Source organism: Streptomyces sp. ICC4, from assembly GCF_003287915.1.
Classification (GTDB): domain Bacteria; phylum Actinomycetota; class Actinomycetes; order Streptomycetales; family Streptomycetaceae; genus Streptomyces; species Streptomyces tritrimontium.
Map to the genome: position 1 here is coordinate 5,765,863 of NZ_CP030286.1, position 16,396 is coordinate 5,782,258.

Below are 16,396 nucleotides of genomic sequence, written 5' to 3' on the forward strand. Positions count from 1 at the left end.
GGCCGGCACCGCGCGGTGGTGGGGAACGGTTCAGGTGCGGGCCAGCGCGGTGGCGATGAAGCGGGCGGCGCGGTCCAGGGCCGCGTCGGCCTCGTCGAGCATGCCTTCGAAGGCCTGGAAGACGTGGGGGACGTCGGCGGTGATGTCGAGCTGGACGTCGACGCCGGCCGCGGCCGCCCGGACGGCGAAGCGGGTGGAGTCGTCGAGGAGGATCTCGTTGGAGCCTGCCTGGAGCAGCAGCGGGGGCAGCCCGGTCGGGTCGGCGTGGAGGGCCGGGCTCAGCAGCGGCTGGGCGGGGTCCTGTCCGGCGAGGTAGTGGGCGAAGACGGTGGTCAGGTCCGCGTGGGTGAAGAGCGGGTCGGCGTCGTGCTTGGTGGTCATGCTCTCGCCCGAGAGGGTGGCGTCCAGGGTCGGGGAGAAGACGGCCGCGGCGGCCGGCATAGGCAGTCCGGCTTCGCGGGCGGTGAGCAGGGTGGTGATGCTGAGGCCGCCGCCTGCCGACTCCCCGGCCAGGACGATCTGGTCGGCCGGAACGCCTTGGTCGAGCAGGTCGCGGTAGGCGGTGAGGGCGTCCTGGAGGGCGGCGGGGAAGGGGTGTTCGGGGGCGAGCCGGTAGTCGAGCGAGACGGCGCGGATCCCGGTGCGGCGCACGAGTGCGGCGGTGAGCTGCAGAGCGGTGGCGGGTGAGCCGAAGACCCAGCCTCCGCCGTGGAAGTAGAGGATCGTCCCGGTGGCGGGGCTGTCTTCGGGCTCGACGGTCAGGGCGGGGCGCCCGCCGAGCACGGAGGAGGTGACGCTCACGCCTGCCGGGGCGGGGCCCGAGGCCATCTGGGCCTCGAAGTCCTTGCGTGTCTGCTCCGGCGGAAGGCTGCCGTCGAACGGGGCCTGCCGCATCAGGGCGTCGATCGTCGCGCGCTGTGCCTTGCTCATGGGATCCTCCGGATGCGTATCGTTCTTCACTAGGAAGTATATTCCTAGGAATGTCATTCCCGCGAATCTGGAGCAGAGCGTGACCGACCTCCCACAGGTGTTCATGGACCTCGTCCGCTACGAGACCAGGCTCTACAACGCGCTGGGCGAACGCCTGCGCACCGAACACGGCCTGACGATGGGCCAGTACGAGTTCCTGCGCATCATCGACAGCCAGGACGACTGCCGGGTCAACGACCTGGCCGAAGAGGCCGCCATCACCGTCGGGGCCACCAGCAAGGGCGTGGACCGCCTGGAAGCCGCCGGCTGGGTGATCCGGCGGCCCAACCCCAGCAACCGCCGCTCGTCGCTGCTGGAGCTGACCCCCGAAGGCGGCAAGCTGCTGGCCGCCGCCACACCCACCTTCCAGGGCGGACTACGCTCCTGGCTCGCCGCACCGCTGACAACCCACGCACTGGAGGAACTGGCCTCCACCATCGCCCTGCTCCGCACCACGCTGCAGGACGCCTCCACAGGCACACTTGGCGGCTAGTGCTGTGGCCGGGAAGGTTTGCCGGGTCGCGGTGTTCGGTGCGGTGCCTCTCCCCCAGCTACCGCCGGGAGGGGCCCCCGGGCGGAGGGCCGCGGCTCGTACTGGACGTACCGCCGTGGTCCGACAACGCGGCGAGGTGCCGTGCCGGGCGCCGCGACCCGGCGGACCTTCCCGGTCGGAGCACTAGGAACACGCGCGAACCCCACCCGCTCCAAAGCCCGGCCGAGCCCCATGGGAACCACGTGCCGGACGGCCGACCGCGCGAACAACTCAACGGACATCCGGCACAGGCAGAAGCCGCCTCAAGGCGCCGTACCGCCATACCGGGAGCCCGTACCCGCCCGGCCGGTGGCTCCCCGACCAGCACCGCACCTTCCGCACCGGGCTGAGCGGGGAACACCCGGGCGGGCCGGAAGAGCTGGGGATCGTGCGGGACACCGCCGACGCCGCCTGCACCGAGAACCTCGCCGCCGCGCGGGCCTCCTACGACCTCCACGGAACACCGGCCACCCCGCGGCATGCCACCGCCCGAAGGCGCCCGCCTCAGAGCGACCGTCCCCAGGGTGCCCCGGCACGGAGAGGACATCGGTCGCTGGCTCGCCACCCAACGCCGGAACTCGGCCGGCTCGGCTACGAGCAGCGCGAACGGCTCGGGAAGCTCGGCGTGAAGGAGGCCGTACGGCCCCGCAAGACCATCGCGAAGACGCCTGCGACCACCACGTCAGGGCGGGGTGCAGCGGCTTTCCAGACAGGAGTTGAGGCCCTGGCGCGGTACGTGGAGGCTCACAGCTCCCCCAGGCGGCGGATCGCCGGCGCGACGCGCTGGACGCCGTGGCGGTAGGCCCCCCGGGCGGCGTCGCGCAGGTGGGCGCGGAGCCGGCGGCGCAGCCGGGACTCCCCCTGGTCCGGCCGCGGCGCCCCGGGCAGCGGGTGCCCGTCGGGGCCGAGGTGGTGGCGGGCCAGGATCCCGGGCAGGTAGCCGGGTGCGGTGGCCTGCGTGTAGTACGGGGCCAGGGGCGGGAGTCCGCCGGGCCCCGTCAGCTCCGCGAGCCGGGCCCGGGCCGCGGCGTAGGCGTCACCGCCGCCCGCGCCCGTGCCGTCGCCGGCCGTCCCGTCGACGCCCGTGCCGTCGCCTGCGGGGGCCACGCCCTGCGCCGCCAGCCAGTCCGGGTCCCCCTTCGGCAGCAGGCCCGCGTCGAGCTCGGTCCAGGAGGCCAGGCAGCCCGAGCCCAGGAAGTGGTGGTTGCCCAGGGTCTCGCGGACGCCGAGGTCGGTGAGGACGGCCGTCGGGATGCCCCGGTGCAGGGATTCCAGGGCGGCCGTGGAGGAGACGGTGACCAGCAGGTCGGCGGTGTCCAGGACCTCGCCCATGTTCCCGTACACCAGGCGGCAGTTGGAGGGCAGGCCGCCCGGCAGCTGCTGCGCCAGGCGCTGGTAGGGGAGCTCCTCCAGGTGGGTGGTGTGCTCCCCCGGGCGGCTGCGCAGTTTGACGAGCACCTCGCGGTCCGGGTGCAGCCGGGCGTGTTCCGCGGCCCGCCGCAGCAGGTACGAGCGGTCCGCGCGGGACTGCGGCACCGACGGCTGGACGGCGAAGACGACCCGGTGGGTCCGGTCGCCGACGGGCGAGTACGGGGCCCCGCCGAGGAAGGGCAGCACCGTCTCCACGACGGCGTCCGCGTCCGCCCCGACGCCCCGGTACACGGCGCGGAACCGGTCGGCGTCGTGGCGGGAGTTGGCGAGGACGAGGTCGGCGCCGTGCCGCAGCAGCAGTCCGTCGGCGAGCTTCTCGTACACGACGCCGACGTAGCCGGTGACGAAGGCGGGGCGGGGGCCGGGGCCGGGCCACAGGGCGCGGGCTCCGTGCAGGACGGCCGCCGCGGCTCCGCCGACGAGCGCGAGGACGACCACGTCGTAGCGCTCCCGCTCGATGTCCGCGAGGAAGCCCGCGCAGGTCACCTCGGTGAGCCGGTCGGTCCGGACCCCGACCTCGCCGAGCTGGCGCGCGGTGGGCGTGGCCCGGCCGCGCAGCAGGTATCCGGTCAGATGGGCGGAGCCGGGCTCCGGGGCGAGGCGGCGCGCGGTGAGCGCTCCCCATTTCCACCGGGTGTCGGAATCGGCGAGGACGGCCATACGGAGGACGGCTCGTGGGGCCGCGCGGTTGCTTGCTGGCACCCGGCAGAAGTTATTCCGCCTTTTCCGTGATCGGCCCAACGAGCGCACAACAGCGGGTTAACAACCCGTCGACGAAATGCGAAACCGTGCGGGTTAACGCGCCCGCCGTGCGTCGTTCACATGGAATCCTCGTCCGGGCCACGGTGAATGACGAGCGAGGTCATAATGTCTCGCGAGTGCTCAAGCTCTCTGTTGTCGTGCCGTTCTACAACGTGCAGACATACGCGCCGGATGCCCTGAAAAGTCTCGAACTCAACGCCCGGGACGATTTCGAGTTCCTGCTCGTCGACGACCGCTCGACGGACGGGACGAGCGCCCTCCTGGAGCGGGCGGCGCGCGAGCTGCCCGGCGCCTCGCACCTCAGACACGAACGCAACGCCGGCCTGGCGACGGCACGGAACACCGGTCTGGACGCGGCCCGCGGCGAGTACATCGCCTTCCTGGACGGGGACGACTGGCTGGCGCCCGGCCACTTGGCCCGCACCCTCGCCGCCATCGAGGCCCTGAGCTGCGATTTCGTCCGCACCGACCATGTCCGGTGCACGGGCCGGGCGCGCAGTGTGCAGCGCGTCCCCTACGGTCCGGACTCGGTCGTGGCCGATCCGCGGTCCGCGATCCTGCCGGCCGGCCGCACGACCTCGGTGGACTATCCGTACGCCTGGGCGGGGATGTACCACCGGCGGCTGCTGGACCGCGGGCTGCTGCACTTCACGGACGGCCTGCGGACGGCGGAGGACCGGCCGTGGATCTGGCGGCTGCACCGGGAGGCGGAGTCCTTCGCGACGGTCGGCCTGCCCGGGATCTTCTACCGGCGCGGGGTTTCCACCTCGCTGACACAAATCGGCGACGAGCGGCAGCTGGATTTCATCCGATCATTTGATCAAGTACTCGCGGACACGGCCGCCGACCGGGAATTCGATCTTCTCCTTCCCAAAGCCGTCCGAACATACTGCGCAATCATCGCGCACCACATCGGGTCCATCGAAAGGTTCGAACCGGCCGTGGCCAAGAAACTCCGCTCGATGAGCGCGGCCGCACTCGGCCGAATGCCCCAGGACGTCCTGGACCGGGCCCTGGACTCGATGGACTCCGACCGCGCCGACCTGCTCCGCCGGCTGCGCCGCCGCGCCCGGACGGCGGACTCCGCGGCCTCCGCCGCGGCCGCGGCCCTGGGGCCGAGCCCCGCGGGGGTGCGGGCATGAGCGCGGGCGTCACCCAGGTCTTCCTGGCCTCCACCCTCTACGGGACGGCCACCCTCGCCGCCGCCCTCGACGCGGGGTGCTTCCCGCCCGCCGGCCGCCGGATCCTGCTGACCAGCAACCACTCCGCCACCGCCGAGGTCGCGCCGGGCCTGGACTCCGCGCCCGGCTTCGCCGCCCTGCGCACCCGCTTCGACGAAGTCGTCGACTGGAACGCCGTCATCGCCCCGCAGCACCCCAGCACCTGGGCCCCGCGCTCCGACGACGTCCCGCTGTGGGAGCGGCAGTTGCGCGCCTCGTGGGGCCTGGGCTCCGACCGGGTCGAGCTGATCGTGGAATCGCTGCAGGTCCCGCCCGCCCAGAGCCTGTGCCGGCTGTTCGCCGGGGCGGCCGTCGAGGTCTACGCGGACGGGCTGATGAGCTACGGGCCCACCCGCTTCCGCCTCGACCCGCAGCTCGGGATGCGCGTCCGGCGGGTGCTGCACCTGGACCTCGTACCGGGCCTGGAGCCGCTGCTGCTGACCGAGTTCGGCGTACGGGCCGAGGTGATCCCGGCCGCGGCCTTCCTCAAGGTCGTGGCTGCGCTGTCCGAGCTCGAGGCCCCGCTCGTCCCGGCCCCCTCGGACGGGCCGCCGGCGCTCCTGCTCGGCCAGTACCTGTCGGCGCTCGACCTGATGCCCGCCGCCGAGGAGGAGGAGCTGCACATGGCGATGGTCCGGGGCGCCCACGCGCTGGGCCACCGCGAGCTGGTCTTCAAACCGCATCCCAGCGCCCCGGCCGCCTACGCGCGGCGGGCCGAGGAGGAGGCGGCACGGCTCGGTGTCCGGCTCACCGTGCTCGACGCCCCGGTGCTCGCCGAGACCCTGTACGAGCGGCTGCGCCCGGCCCTGGTCGTCGGCTGCTTCTCCACGGGACTGCTGACCGCGGCCACGCTGTACGGACTCCCGGTCGCCCGGACCGGCACCGGGGCCGTGCTCGCGCGGCTGGACCCGTACCCGAACAGCAACCGGATCCCGCTGGCGCTGGCCGACGCCCTGCTGCCGGACCTCGACGACGCGGCGGCCGTGCGCTCCTGGACCCCGGCCGCGGCCGAGACGGCCGGCCTGCTCACGGCGGTCGGCTTCACGATGCAGCCCAAGATCCTGGCGGAGCGCCGGCCCGAGGCCGAGCGGTGGCTGGCCGGGCAGCTGACCCCGCGCACCTGGCGCTACTTCACCCGCCGCCGGCTCACCGCCCTGGGCCTGCCGGGCGGCATTCCGGCGCAGCTGTCCTTCCTGCCCCGCAGCCGCACGGCCCGCCGCGTGGCCCGGCTGCTGCGCAGGGCGGTCAGCTGACGGCGAGCTTGGCGGCGAAGCCCAGGAACAGGACGCCCGCCGCCGAGCTGGCCCCGGCGGCGAGCCGCTTGCGGCTGCTGAAGGCCGCCGCCAGCCGGGTGCCGCCGAAGATCAGCGTGGTCAGGTAGAGGAAGCTGCCGATCTGCATCAGCCCGCCCAGCAGCAGGAAGGACAGCGCCGGGTAGGCGTAGGAGGGGTCCACGAACTGCACGAAGAAGGACATCAGGAAGAGGATGGCCTTCGGGTTGAACAGGCTGATCAGCAGCGCCCGCCGGTAGGGCCGCTCCGCCTCGCCGGCGGTCCCGGCGGCCGCAGCTGCTTCGGCCGCGTCCTTGGCCGCGGCGCGCTCGTGCCGCGAGCGCCACATCGTCCACGCGCCCCGCAGCATGCCGACGGCGAGCCAGGTCAGGTATCCGGCGCCGAGCAGTTTGACGACGCCGAAGAGCAGCGGGCTGGTCTGGAGCAGGGCCCCGGCGCCGACCGCGGCCAGGGTCATGAGCACGGCGTCCCCGGTGAAGACGCCGCAGGCGGCCTTGTAGCCCACGCGGACCCCGCGGCGCGCGGCGACGGACAGCACGTAGAGCGAGTTCGGGCCCGGCAGCAGAATGATCAGCACGAGGCCGGCGAGATACGTCGGAAGATCTGTGACACCCAGCATGTGCAGGAGTGTCCCATGACGACGCACCTGTCGCGCCAGTCGTTTTCACAGGGCGGACGCACGGGTCCGCCGGGCGGTGACGGCTGGTCGCGGCCGGGTCACCAGGTGGAATCGGCCGGCACGTACGTCCCCCACACCTCCCGCAGCGCACCGCACACCTCCCCCACCGTGGCCCTCGCCCGCAACGCCTCCCGCACCGGGTACAGCACGTTCCCCGTCCCCGCGGCCGTCTCCCGGACCGCCGCCAGGGCCGCGGCCACGGCCGCGCCGTCGCGCCCCGCCCGCAGCGCCGCCAGCGCGGCCCGCTGCCGGTCCTCGATGGCCGGATCCACCCGCAGCGGCTCGTACGGCTCCTCCTCGGCCAGCGCGAACCGGTTGACCCCGACCACCACCCGCTCGCCGCTCTCCGTCTCCCGCGCGATCCGGTAGGCGTTCCGCTCGATCTCCCCCTTCTGGAAGCCCGCCTCGATCGCGGCCACCGCCCCGCCCATGTCCTCGACCCGCCGCATCAGGGCGAGCGCCGCCGCCTCCACGTCGTCCGTCATCCGCTCCACCGCGTACGACCCCGCGAAGGGGTCCACCGTGTGCGGCACGTCCGTCTCGTACGCCAGCACCTGCTGGGTGCGCAGCGCGAGGCGGGCCGACTTCTCGGTGGGCAGCGCGATCGCCTCGTCGAAGGAGTTGGTGTGCAGCGACTGGGTGCCGCCCAGCACGGCGGCCAGCCCCTGCACGGCCACCCGTACGAGGTTGAGCTCGGGCTGCTGCGCCGTCAGCTGGACCCCGGCGGTCTGGGTGTGGAAGCGCAGCATCAGCGACTTCGGGTCCCGGGCCCCGAACTCCTCGCGCATGACGCGGGCCCAGATCCGCCGGGCCGCGCGGAACTTCGCGACCTCCTCCAGGAGGGTGGTGCGGGCGACGAAGAAGAAGGACAGCCGGGGCGCGAACGCGTCGACCTCCATCCCGGCGGCCAGTGCGGTGCGCACGTACGCGATCGCGTTGGCGAGGGTGAAGGCGATCTCCTGCGCGGGCGAGGCCCCGGCCTCGGCCATGTGGTAGCCGGAGATGGAGATGGTGTTCCACCGGGGCAGTTCGGCCCGGCAGTAGCGGAAGGTGTCGGCCGTCAACCTGAGGGACGGTCCGGGCGGGAAGATGTAGGTCCCCCGTGCGATGTACTCCTTCAGCACGTCGTTCTGGACCGTGCCGGTCAGGGCGTCGGCCCCGATCCCCTGTTCTTCGGCGACCAGCTGGTAGAGCAGGAGCAGCAGCGCGGCGGGCGCGTTGATGGTCATCGAGGTGGAGACCCGGTCGAGCGGGATCCCGTCGAACAGCACCCGCATGTCCTCGACCGAGTCGATGGCGACGCCCACTTTGCCGACCTCGCCGTGCGCGAGCGGGGCGTCGGAGTCGTGGCCCATCTGGGTGGGCAGGTCGAAGGCCACGGACAGTCCGGCGGCGCCGCTCCCGATGAGCTGCCGGTAGCGGGCGTTGGACTCGGCGGCGGTGGCGAAGCCGGCGTACTGGCGCATCGTCCAGGGCCGTCCGGTGTACATCGTCGGGTAGACCCCGCGGGTGTACGGAAAGGCCCCGGGTTCGCCCAGTTCGGTCACGGGGTCCCAACCCGCCAAGTCGCCCGGCCGGTAGACCGGCTCGATCGGGACGCCGCTCTCGGTGTGCCGCTCCGCGTGCCGGTCCATGTGCCGCGCTCCTTCGTGGATCCGAGGGCCCCGGGGCTGATACAACGTCCCCGCGACGGCCGCTGGTCACAATGGCGCAACATCGCGGCCTTCCTTGCAACTCTCCACGCCCGTCGCGCATCACCTAGGTACACAGACAGAAATCGGGGGACCGCAATGCACCGCCAGAAAGTCATAATCCGCGCACTCGGCCTGGCCACCGCCGTCGCACTCGCCGCGACCGCCTGCGGTCCGCAGAAGTCGGGGGCCACGGGCTCCGGTTCTTCCGCGCCCGCGTCGCCCACGGCGGTCGCCTCTCCCGAGACCTCGCCGTCCTCGGACGCCAAGCCCGGCGACGCCTCCCCGTCCCCGTCGGCTTCCGCTTCCGCCTCCCCGTCGGCCTCCGCCTCGCCTTCGCCGACCGTGAAGCAGGTCATGGCCAACGGTGACGACAGCGAGCAGGTCCGCGAGCTCCAGGCCCGGCTGCGGCAGCTGAAGCTGATGTCGGTCGCGCCGACCGGGTTCTACGGCTCGAAGACGACCGCCGCGGTCAAGTCCTTCCAGACGAAGAACGGCCTGAGCGCCACCGGCGGCGTGGACGAGCCCACTTGGAAGAAGGTCCAGAGCCTCTCCAAGAAGCCGACCGCCGACGAGCTGCGCCCGCCGACCGTCAACGAGGCCGACGCGCCCGACCCGCGCTGCATGGAGGGCCGCGTCATGTGCATCAGCAAGGAGAGCCGCACCCTCGCCTGGATGATCGACGGCAAGGTCATCTCCACGATGGACGTGCGCTTCGGCTCGGAGAACACCCCGACCCGCGAGGGCGTGTTCAAGGTGGACCGCAAGGAGAAGGACTGGGTGTCGACGATCTACCACACGCCGATGCCGTACGCGATGTTCTTCAGCGGCGGCCAGGCCGTGCACTACTCGGCCGACTTCGCCGCCCGCGGTTACGCCGGCGCCTCGCACGGCTGCGTGAACGTCCGGGACAAGGGCAAGCTGTCGGCGCTCTTCAGCTCGGTCCAGAACGGCGACAAGGTCGTCGTCTACTGGTGAGCCCGGGGGCCGGTGCCGGCGGGTCGTCCGCCGGCCTGCCGGCCAGGGGTCGGACGTTGAGGGCGCGGGCGGGATCGGGGGAACGAATCCCGCCCGCGCCGGTTGCGCAGAGCCCAGGGGTACGGGGGGAACCCCGGCTCATGCGCGCCGATGACCAGTCGGCTCGTTATGTACTGCGCCGCCGGTTCGAAAAGTGTTACAGCCGGGTGGGCGACCGTTTCAGGACAATGTCCGATACCCGGTCCCCGGTGCTTCCCGCCGGCCGCGGCCGCGCTCAGCGGCGGGTGCCCGACCCCACGGATCCGTCCGTGAGCGGCCGGGCCGGCTCCAGCGTCGCCGAGCCCATCGGGGGCTTGCGCCCCGACGAGACCGGAGAGTCACCCCTCGTGCCGCCCGCGGCCGCGCCGTCGAGCACCGACTGGCAGTAGCGCGGGACCCGCAGCAGCCCGTTGGCCAGGCGTACGAGCTTCTCCCGGCGGTCGTCGTCGAGCGTGCCCGCCCGGTAGTCCTTGCACAGCGCCACCGCCCTGGTCCGGGTCTCCGTCTCCTTGCCGGTCGCGCCCTCGGTACCGCCGAGGAGGAAGCGGTCCTCGCCCTCCCGGTCGGTGTCCCGGCCGGTGCCGCCGGCCGAGACGCCCGCGGACGGCTCCGCCGCGGTCGCGCCGCCCGCCCCGGTGGAGCCGTCGCCGTCGGGCCCGGTCGTCATACGGTCGCCCGGGCCCGGGGTGTGCCCCGGATCCGGGCTGCTCCCCCGGCTCTCGCCACCCGGCGGCGGGACCGGCCGGGACGGCGGGACGAGCGGGGAGTCGGCGCCGCCCGAGGCCTCCGGGGAGAATCCGGCGGTCACCGAGACGGCCGGGAGCTGGCCCGCGCTCTCGTTCGTGTCCCGGTCCAGCAGGCCGGCTCCGGCGGCGGCCGCCAGGCCGCCCACCGCGACGCTCGCCAGGGCCGCCGCGAGGGCGAACCGGGCCGGCCTGGCCGGCCGGGAGCGGGCAGCGCGATCCGCGGCGGAGCCGGAGCCCGGGCCCGCCGGGCGGGCAGCGGACGCCGAGCCGGGCGGCGGGCTGAGGTCGACCACCGTGTCGCCGGCGGCGAACACGTCGGCGCCGACGGCCCGGCCCTGGGGCAGCGTGCCGCGCGCCGCGCGGAACGCGGCCACGGCGGCGGCCTCTCCGGGAAACTCGGCGCCGAGCGCCGGCGGCGGCTCGGCCAGTGCGTCGAGGGCGGCACGCAGCCGCTCGGCCCGTGCCCGCGCGTGGTGCTCGGCGCCAGGTACGGCCGGTTCGCCGCGCAGCAGTCTGTCCGCCGCGGCCTTGTCCAGCCACCTGTCGCGCTCGTCGGCCATCACATGTCCTTCTGCGTCCGCCAACGTGAATGCGTCACACCGGTTTGTTCTACGAGGCCCCCGCCATGGGCCCGCTGCGCCGGAACGCCGTCGAGATCCCTCTCGCCCCCCGCGTCCCGCGCCTGGCCACCGCCATTATCGCCGAGGCCGCGCCCCAGTCCGGAGTCGATGTCGGAGTCAGGCTCGAAACCGCCCTCCGCGCCGAGCAGCTCGGCGAGTTTCTTCAGTCCCCGGTGGGCGGCGGTGCGTACCGCGCCGGGCCGCTTGCCCAGGGTCTCGGCCGCGCTCTTGGCGTCCAGGCCGACGACGACCCGCAGGACGACGGCTTCCGCCTGGTCCTGCGGGAGCTGGGCTATGAGCGCCATCGTGCGGCAGGTGGAGAGGGACTCCATGGCTTCGACGGCGGTGTCGGAATCGGCGGCGTGGCCCGTCAGCTCGGTCTCGTCGCCGCCGACGGCGGGGCGCCGGCCGCGCATGCGGATGTGGTCGAGGGCGCGGTTGCGCGCGATCCGGGCGGCCCAGCCGCGGAAGCGGTCGGCGTCGCCGGTGAAGGAGTCGATGTCGCGGGCGATCTGCAGCCAGGCCTCGGAGGTGACGTCCTCCGCGTCGCCGTCGCCGACGAGCGTGCGGACGTATCCGAGCAGGCGTGGGTGCACGGCGCGGTACACAGTACGGAACGCGTTCTCGTCGCCGTCTTGTGCCGCGAGCACCGCGGTGGTCAGCTCCGCGTCGTCCCCCAGCAAAGTCCCCAACCCGTTCACTGTCCTGTACGTGTGGCGCAAATCAGCACGTTACGGGTTTCAAGCACCTTCGTCCACGAGTTGTACAACGAGCAACCAATCCTGCGCGGAGCGAGGTGTGACACAAAACGCACCCAAGACGCTGACAGGGGTACGGGCTTGTCGCACGAGTCCGTGACGGATGGCGGCCGGGGCCTCTCCTGTGGGGGGTGGCGGCCTCGGTCGCCCTCCCCTTTCCCCGGGCCGGCCCGCCGGCCGATCCCCCGGCCGCTCCTGCGGCCGATCTCCTGGCCGCTCCTCCTGCGGCCGCGACTCCCGCCATGATGCCCGGCCTCCCGCTCGCCCCGCACCCGGCCCACATGCGCTCTTGTCATCCTTTCGGCTCACTTCCGGGTGAAAACCCAGGATGCGTACGACACTCCCCGCCCCACGTCGATAGCGTGGCGGAACACCCGCGCCACGCCACGAGGAGCCCCCCGCTGTCCAGCCACCTTCCGGCACAGGCCCGCGGCAGCTCCGACCCCTTCCACGGCTCCGGGCTCGCGCGGTTCAACGCCCTGTCCCCCGAGTCCGCCCACGCCGCCCTGCTGCACTGCTGCGGCAGCCGGCGCTGGGCCCACCGGGTGGCCGCCCACCGCCCCTACCCCGACGCCGGCGCGCTACTCGCCGCCGCGGACGAAGCCTCGTACGACCTCTCCCAGGCGGATCTCTCCGAGGCGCTGGCCTGCGAGTTCCCGCCGGAGCTGGAGCAAGGGGCCTCGTTCGCCGCCCTGCTCGCGCTGGACGCGGCCCACGCGGAATACGAGCGGACCTTTGGCCACGCCTTCGTGATCTGCCTCGACGGGCACACCCCGGAGGAGCAGGCGGACCAGCTGCTGGCCGCCATCCGGCGGCGGATGGAGCTGGAGGTGGACGAGGAGCGCGCGATCTCCGCGGACGAGCTCCGTCGTGTCGCGCAGGCCCGGCTGGCCGATCTGACACGCTGGCTGACCTCGACAGATGGGATGTCCTCCGTCGAATTCGGGCTATTCGCCCCTGTGGGATAGTCCGTCCGTGCCTGTTTGATCACACCGATGGCCCCCGCGCGAGGGAACCGACAAAGCGTCGCTACGATGTCCGGGGCCGGAGGACCGTACCCGGCCGGGCCCGACCGACAAAGAAGCCGGCTGGCCCCCGCCCCGCTTCCGGAGGGTTTTCCGTGCCGGCTGGAACGTTGTACCGCGGCCGGGAAGGAATGTGGTCCTGGGTGGCTCATCGAGTCACCGGCGTCCTCATTTTCTTCTTCCTGTTCGTACACGTCCTCGACACCGCTCTCGTCCGCGTCTCTCCCGAGGCGTACGACGATGTCGTGGCTACCTACAAGACTCCGATCGTCGCGCTGCTGGAGTACGGCCTCGTCGCCGCAATCCTGTTCCACGCGCTCAACGGTCTCCGTGTCATCGCCGTGGACTTCTGGTCCAAGGGCCCGCGCTACCAGAAGCAGATGCTCTGGTCCGTCGTGGGCGTCTGGATCGTGCTGATGGCCGGGGCCGTGTACCCCGTGCTGCACCACGCCTACCTCGAACTGTTCGGGAAGTGACACGCATGTCTTCTGACACTTCTCCCGCCGACCTGAACAAGGTCATCGGCGACGTGGAGGCGATCTCCCTCTACGACGTCGACAACCCGGCGCCGTACATCGAGGCCCCGCGCAAGCGGACCGGCAAGACCCCGCGCTCGACCCGCGGCAACTTCGAGATGGTCGCGTGGCTCTTCATGCGCCTCTCGGGCATCGTGCTCGTCGTCCTGGTCATCGGCCACCTGCTGATCCAGCTCGTCCTCGACGGCGGCGTCTCCAAGATCGGCTTCGCCTTCGTGGCGGGCCGCTGGGCCTCCCCGTTCTGGCAGGGCTGGGACCTGCTGATGCTGTGGCTCGCGATGCTGCACGGCTCGAACGGCCTGCGTACCGTCATCAACGACTACGCGGAGCGCGCCAACACGCGTCTGTGGCTCAAGGGCCTGCTCTACACCGCCACGGTGTTCACCATTCTTCTGGGCACGCTGGTGATCTTCACCTTCGACCCGAACATCCGCTAGGCAACGGGGCTGAGGCGAAACCAATGAAGATCCACAAGTACGACACCGTCATCGTCGGGGCGGGCGGCGCAGGCATGCGCGCCGCCATCGAGTCGACGAAGCGCAGCCGCACCGCCGTGCTGACCAAGCTCTACCCCACCCGCTCCCACACGGGCGCCGCGCAGGGCGGCATGGCCGCCGCGCTCGCCAACGTGGAGGACGACAACTGGGAGTGGCACACCTTCGACACGGTCAAGGGCGGTGACTACCTGGTCGACCAGGACGCCGCCGAGATCCTGGCGAAGGAGGCCATCGACGCGGTCCTCGACCTCGAGAAGATGGGCCTGCCGTTCAACCGCACCCCGGACGGCACCATCGACCAGCGCCGCTTCGGCGGGCACTCCCGCAACCACGGCGAGGCGCCGGTCCGCCGGTCCTGCTACGCCGCGGACCGCACCGGCCACATGATCCTCCAGACGCTGTACCAGAACTGCGTCAAGGAGGGCGTGGAGTTCTTCAACGAGTTCTACGTCCTGGACCAGCTCCTGGTCGAGGAGGACGGCGTCAAGAAGTCGGCCGGCGTGGTCGCGTACGAGCTCGCCACCGGCGAGATCCACGTGTTCCAGGCGAAGTCCGTCATCTACGCCTCCGGCGGCACCGGCAAGTTCTTCAAGGTGACCTCCAACGCGCACACCCTCACGGGTGACGGCCAGGCGGCCTGCTACCGCCGCGGCCTGCCGCTCGAGGACATGGAGTTCTTCCAGTTCCACCCGACGGGCATCTGGCGCATGGGCATCCTGCTGACGGAGGGCGCCCGCGGTGAGGGCGGCATCCTCCGCAACAAGGACGGCGAGCGCTTCATGGAGAAGTACGCGCCGGTCATGAAGGACCTCGCGTCCCGTGACGTCGTCTCGCGCTCCATCTACACCGAGATCCGCGAGGGCCGCGGCTGCGGTCCGGCCGGGGACCACGTGTACCTGGACCTGACGCACCTGCCGCCGGAGCAGCTCGACGCGAAGCTCCCGGACATCACCGAGTTCGCGCGCACCTACCTGGGCATCGAGCCGTACACGGACCCGATCCCGATCCAGCCCACCGCGCACTACGCCATGGGCGGCATCCCGACGAACGTCGAGGGTGAGGTCCTCATGGACAACACCACCGTCGTCCCGGGCCTGTACGCGGCCGGCGAGGTCGCGTGCGTGTCGGTGCACGGCGCGAACCGCCTGGGCACCAACTCGCTGCTGGACATCAACGTCTTCGGCAAGCGCTCGGGCATCGCGGCCGCCGCGTACGCCCACGCCCACGACTACGTCGAGCTGCCCGAGAACCCGGCGCAGCAGGTCATCGACCAGGTCGAGCACCTGCGCGCCTCCACGGGCAACGAGCGGGTCGCGGACCTGCGCCTGGAGCTCCAGGAGACGATGGACGCCTGCGTGATGGTGTTCCGCACCGAGCAGACGATCAAGACCGCGGTCGAGAAGATCGCGGAGCTGCGCGCGCGCTACAAGAACGTGTCCGTCCAGGACAAGGGCAAGCGCTTCAACACGGACCTGCTGGAAGCCATCGAGCTGGGCAACCTGCTCGACCTGGCCGAGGTCATGGCCGTGTCCGCGCTGGCGCGCAAGGAGTCCCGCGGCGGTCACTACCGCGAGGACTACCCGAACCGCGACGACGTCAACTTCATGCGCCACACCATGGCGTACCGCGAGGTCGACGACAACGGCCAGGACTCGATCCGCCTGGACTACAAGCCCGTCGTCGTCACCCGCTACCAGCCGATGGAGCGTAAGTACTGATGGCCACCCCCACCCTGTCCAAGACGGACGAGATGGAGGCGGCGGCCGCCGCCTCGCCGTTCATCACGGTGACGTTCCGGATCCGCCGCTTCAACCCCGAGATCTCGGACGAGTCGACGTGGCAGGACTTCCAGATCGAGATCGACCCGAAGGAGCGCGTGCTCGACGGTCTCCACAAGATCAAGTGGGAACTCGACGGCTCGCTCACCTTCCGTCGCTCGTGCGCGCACGGCATCTGCGGCTCCGACGCGATGCGGATCAACGGCAAGAACAGGCTCGCCTGCAAGACGCTGATCAAGGACATCAACCCGGAGAAGCCGATCACGGTCGAGGCCATCAAGGGCCTGACGGTGATGAAGGACCTCATCGTCGACATGGAGCCCTTCTTCCAGGCGTACCGGGACGTCATGCCGTTCCTGGTCACCAAGGGCAACGAGCCGACGCGCGAGCGCCTGCAGTCCGCCGAGGACCGCGAGCGCTTCGACGACACCACCAAGTGCATCCTGTGCGCCGCCTGCACGTCCTCGTGCCCGGTGTTCTGGAACGACGGCCAGTACTTCGGCCCGGCGGCGATCGTCAACGCGCACCGCTTCATCTTCGACTCGCGTGACGAGGCGGGCGAGCAGCGCCTGGAGATCCTGAACGACAAGGACGGCGTGTGGCGCTGCCGCACGACCTTCAACTGCACCGACGCGTGCCCGCGTGGCATCGAGGTCACGAAGGCGATCCAGGAAGTGAAGCGCGCCCTCATCACGCGCCGCTTCTAGTTTTCGACGCGCCTCTCGCAGCGCTCGGCCCTGGCGGGCCTCCGCGCTTCGAGTCGCTGCGCCGGACTCCGTCCGTCGGTCTCGGCCGAGGCCGGCGGACGACGAAGGCCCCGCTCCCTCCGGATTCCTTCCGGAG

The 16,396-nt window shown here is 71.9% G+C and carries 15 protein-coding genes; 9 read left to right on the plus strand and 6 right to left on the minus strand.

The window, feature by feature from the left end; all coding sequences use genetic code 11:
* Positions 1-30: 30 nt before the first annotated feature.
* Positions 31-930, minus strand: coding sequence for an alpha/beta hydrolase (locus tag DRB89_RS26905; protein WP_112450873.1), 900 nt, complete (start codon positions 928-930; stop codon positions 31-33).
* 79 nt (positions 931-1,009) lie between these two features.
* On the opposite strand from DRB89_RS26905, the gene DRB89_RS26910 reads away from it, so the two are divergent.
* The gene (locus DRB89_RS26910; RefSeq protein ID WP_343234599.1) at positions 1,010-1,462 is read left to right on the plus strand and encodes a MarR family winged helix-turn-helix transcriptional regulator; all 453 of its coding nucleotides are present in this window, start codon (positions 1,010-1,012) and stop codon (positions 1,460-1,462) included.
* Positions 1,463-2,245: 783 nt separating this feature from the next.
* Here the strand turns inward: DRB89_RS26910 and DRB89_RS26915 are convergent.
* Positions 2,246-3,592: a DUF6716 putative glycosyltransferase gene (locus tag DRB89_RS26915; protein WP_112446503.1), complete on the minus strand. Its 1,347-nt coding sequence runs from the start codon at positions 3,590-3,592 to the stop codon at positions 2,246-2,248.
* Positions 3,593-3,810: 218 nt separating this feature from the next.
* Here DRB89_RS26915 and DRB89_RS26920 point away from each other — a divergent pair, with 218 nt between their 5' ends.
* Both DRB89_RS26920 and DRB89_RS26925 read left to right on the plus strand, forming a co-directional pair.
* The gene (locus DRB89_RS26920; protein WP_112446504.1) at positions 3,811-4,836 is read left to right on the plus strand and encodes a glycosyltransferase family 2 protein; all 1,026 of its coding nucleotides are present in this window, start codon (positions 3,811-3,813) and stop codon (positions 4,834-4,836) included.
* A complete protein-coding gene (locus DRB89_RS26925) occupies positions 4,833-6,167 on the plus strand; it encodes a polysialyltransferase family glycosyltransferase (RefSeq protein ID WP_112446505.1) in 1,335 nt (444 codons plus the stop codon). The genes DRB89_RS26920 and DRB89_RS26925 overlap by 4 nt, the downstream gene beginning before the upstream one ends.
* Here DRB89_RS26925 and leuE read toward each other — a convergent pair.
* Both leuE and DRB89_RS26935 read right to left on the minus strand, forming a co-directional pair.
* Positions 6,160-6,825 carry a leucine efflux protein LeuE gene (gene leuE / locus DRB89_RS26930; protein ID WP_112446506.1) on the minus strand — a complete coding sequence of 222 codons (666 nt, stop codon included), beginning with the start codon at positions 6,823-6,825 and terminating at the stop codon, positions 6,160-6,162. The two genes, DRB89_RS26925 and leuE, sit on opposite strands and share 8 nt — an antisense overlap.
* Positions 6,826-6,923: 98 nt before the next feature.
* Positions 6,924-8,519, minus strand: a complete 1,596-nt coding sequence (locus tag DRB89_RS26935) for a methylmalonyl-CoA mutase family protein (RefSeq protein WP_112446507.1) — start codon at positions 8,517-8,519, stop codon at positions 6,924-6,926.
* A gap of 156 nt (positions 8,520-8,675) precedes the next feature.
* On the opposite strand from DRB89_RS26935, the gene DRB89_RS26940 reads away from it, so the two are divergent.
* Entirely contained in the window at positions 8,676-9,554 is an 879-nt protein-coding gene (locus DRB89_RS26940; protein WP_112446508.1) for a L,D-transpeptidase family protein, read from the plus strand.
* A gap of 274 nt (positions 9,555-9,828) precedes the next feature.
* Here the strand turns inward: DRB89_RS26940 and DRB89_RS26945 are convergent, their stop codons facing one another.
* Positions 9,829-10,899 (minus strand): hypothetical protein, encoded by a 1,071-nt coding sequence (locus tag DRB89_RS26945; RefSeq protein ID WP_112446509.1) that lies wholly within the window; start codon positions 10,897-10,899, stop codon positions 9,829-9,831.
* A complete protein-coding gene (locus tag DRB89_RS26950) occupies positions 10,899-11,642 on the minus strand; it encodes an RNA polymerase sigma factor (RefSeq protein WP_112446510.1) in 744 nt (247 codons plus the stop codon). Before DRB89_RS26950 ends, DRB89_RS26945 begins: the two co-directional genes overlap by 1 nt.
* Positions 11,643-12,118: 476 nt before the next feature.
* Between DRB89_RS26950 and DRB89_RS26955 the strand changes: the two genes are divergently transcribed.
* The 5 genes from DRB89_RS26955 (at position 12,119) to DRB89_RS26975 (ending at position 16,260) form a co-directional block, all read left to right on the plus strand.
* Positions 12,119-12,685 (plus strand): 2-oxo-4-hydroxy-4-carboxy-5-ureidoimidazoline decarboxylase, encoded by a 567-nt coding sequence (locus DRB89_RS26955; RefSeq protein ID WP_239516867.1) that lies wholly within the window; start codon positions 12,119-12,121, stop codon positions 12,683-12,685.
* A 152-nt stretch (positions 12,686-12,837) separates the two neighbouring features.
* Positions 12,838-13,218, plus strand: coding sequence for a succinate dehydrogenase, cytochrome b556 subunit (gene sdhC, locus DRB89_RS26960; protein WP_112446511.1), 381 nt, complete (start codon positions 12,838-12,840; stop codon positions 13,216-13,218).
* A 5-nt stretch (positions 13,219-13,223) separates the two neighbouring features.
* On the plus strand, positions 13,224-13,715 hold the full coding sequence (locus DRB89_RS26965) for a succinate dehydrogenase hydrophobic membrane anchor subunit (RefSeq protein WP_112446512.1): 492 nt from the start codon (positions 13,224-13,226) through the stop codon (positions 13,713-13,715).
* A gap of 23 nt (positions 13,716-13,738) precedes the next feature.
* A complete protein-coding gene (sdhA, locus tag DRB89_RS26970) occupies positions 13,739-15,493 on the plus strand; it encodes a succinate dehydrogenase flavoprotein subunit (RefSeq protein WP_112446513.1) in 1,755 nt (584 codons plus the stop codon).
* Positions 15,493-16,260 carry a succinate dehydrogenase iron-sulfur subunit gene (locus DRB89_RS26975; RefSeq protein ID WP_112446514.1) on the plus strand — a complete coding sequence of 256 codons (768 nt, stop codon included), beginning with the start codon at positions 15,493-15,495 and terminating at the stop codon, positions 16,258-16,260. Before sdhA ends, DRB89_RS26975 begins: the two co-directional genes overlap by 1 nt.
* Positions 16,261-16,396: the final 136 nt, after the last annotated feature.

Coding starts and splice junctions, on each gene's coding strand:
- DRB89_RS26905 (WP_112450873.1), bottom strand. CDS start 930: ATGAGCAAGGCACAGCGCGCGACGATCGACGCCCTGATGCGGCAGGCC.
- DRB89_RS26915 (WP_112446503.1), bottom strand. CDS start 3,592: ATGGCCGTCCTCGCCGATTCCGACACCCGGTGGAAATGGGGAGCGCTC.
- DRB89_RS26925 (WP_112446505.1), top strand. CDS start 4,833: ATGAGCGCGGGCGTCACCCAGGTCTTCCTGGCCTCCACCCTCTACGGG.
- leuE (WP_112446506.1), bottom strand. CDS start 6,825: ATGCTGGGTGTCACAGATCTTCCGACGTATCTCGCCGGCCTCGTGCTG.
- DRB89_RS26935 (WP_112446507.1), bottom strand. CDS start 8,519: ATGGACCGGCACGCGGAGCGGCACACCGAGAGCGGCGTCCCGATCGAG.
- DRB89_RS26940 (WP_112446508.1), top strand. CDS start 8,676: ATGCACCGCCAGAAAGTCATAATCCGCGCACTCGGCCTGGCCACCGCC.
- DRB89_RS26945 (WP_112446509.1), bottom strand. CDS start 10,899: ATGGCCGACGAGCGCGACAGGTGGCTGGACAAGGCCGCGGCGGACAGA.
- DRB89_RS26965 (WP_112446512.1), top strand. CDS start 13,224: ATGTCTTCTGACACTTCTCCCGCCGACCTGAACAAGGTCATCGGCGAC.
- sdhA (WP_112446513.1), top strand. CDS start 13,739: ATGAAGATCCACAAGTACGACACCGTCATCGTCGGGGCGGGCGGCGCA.
- DRB89_RS26975 (WP_112446514.1), top strand. CDS start 15,493: ATGGCCACCCCCACCCTGTCCAAGACGGACGAGATGGAGGCGGCGGCC.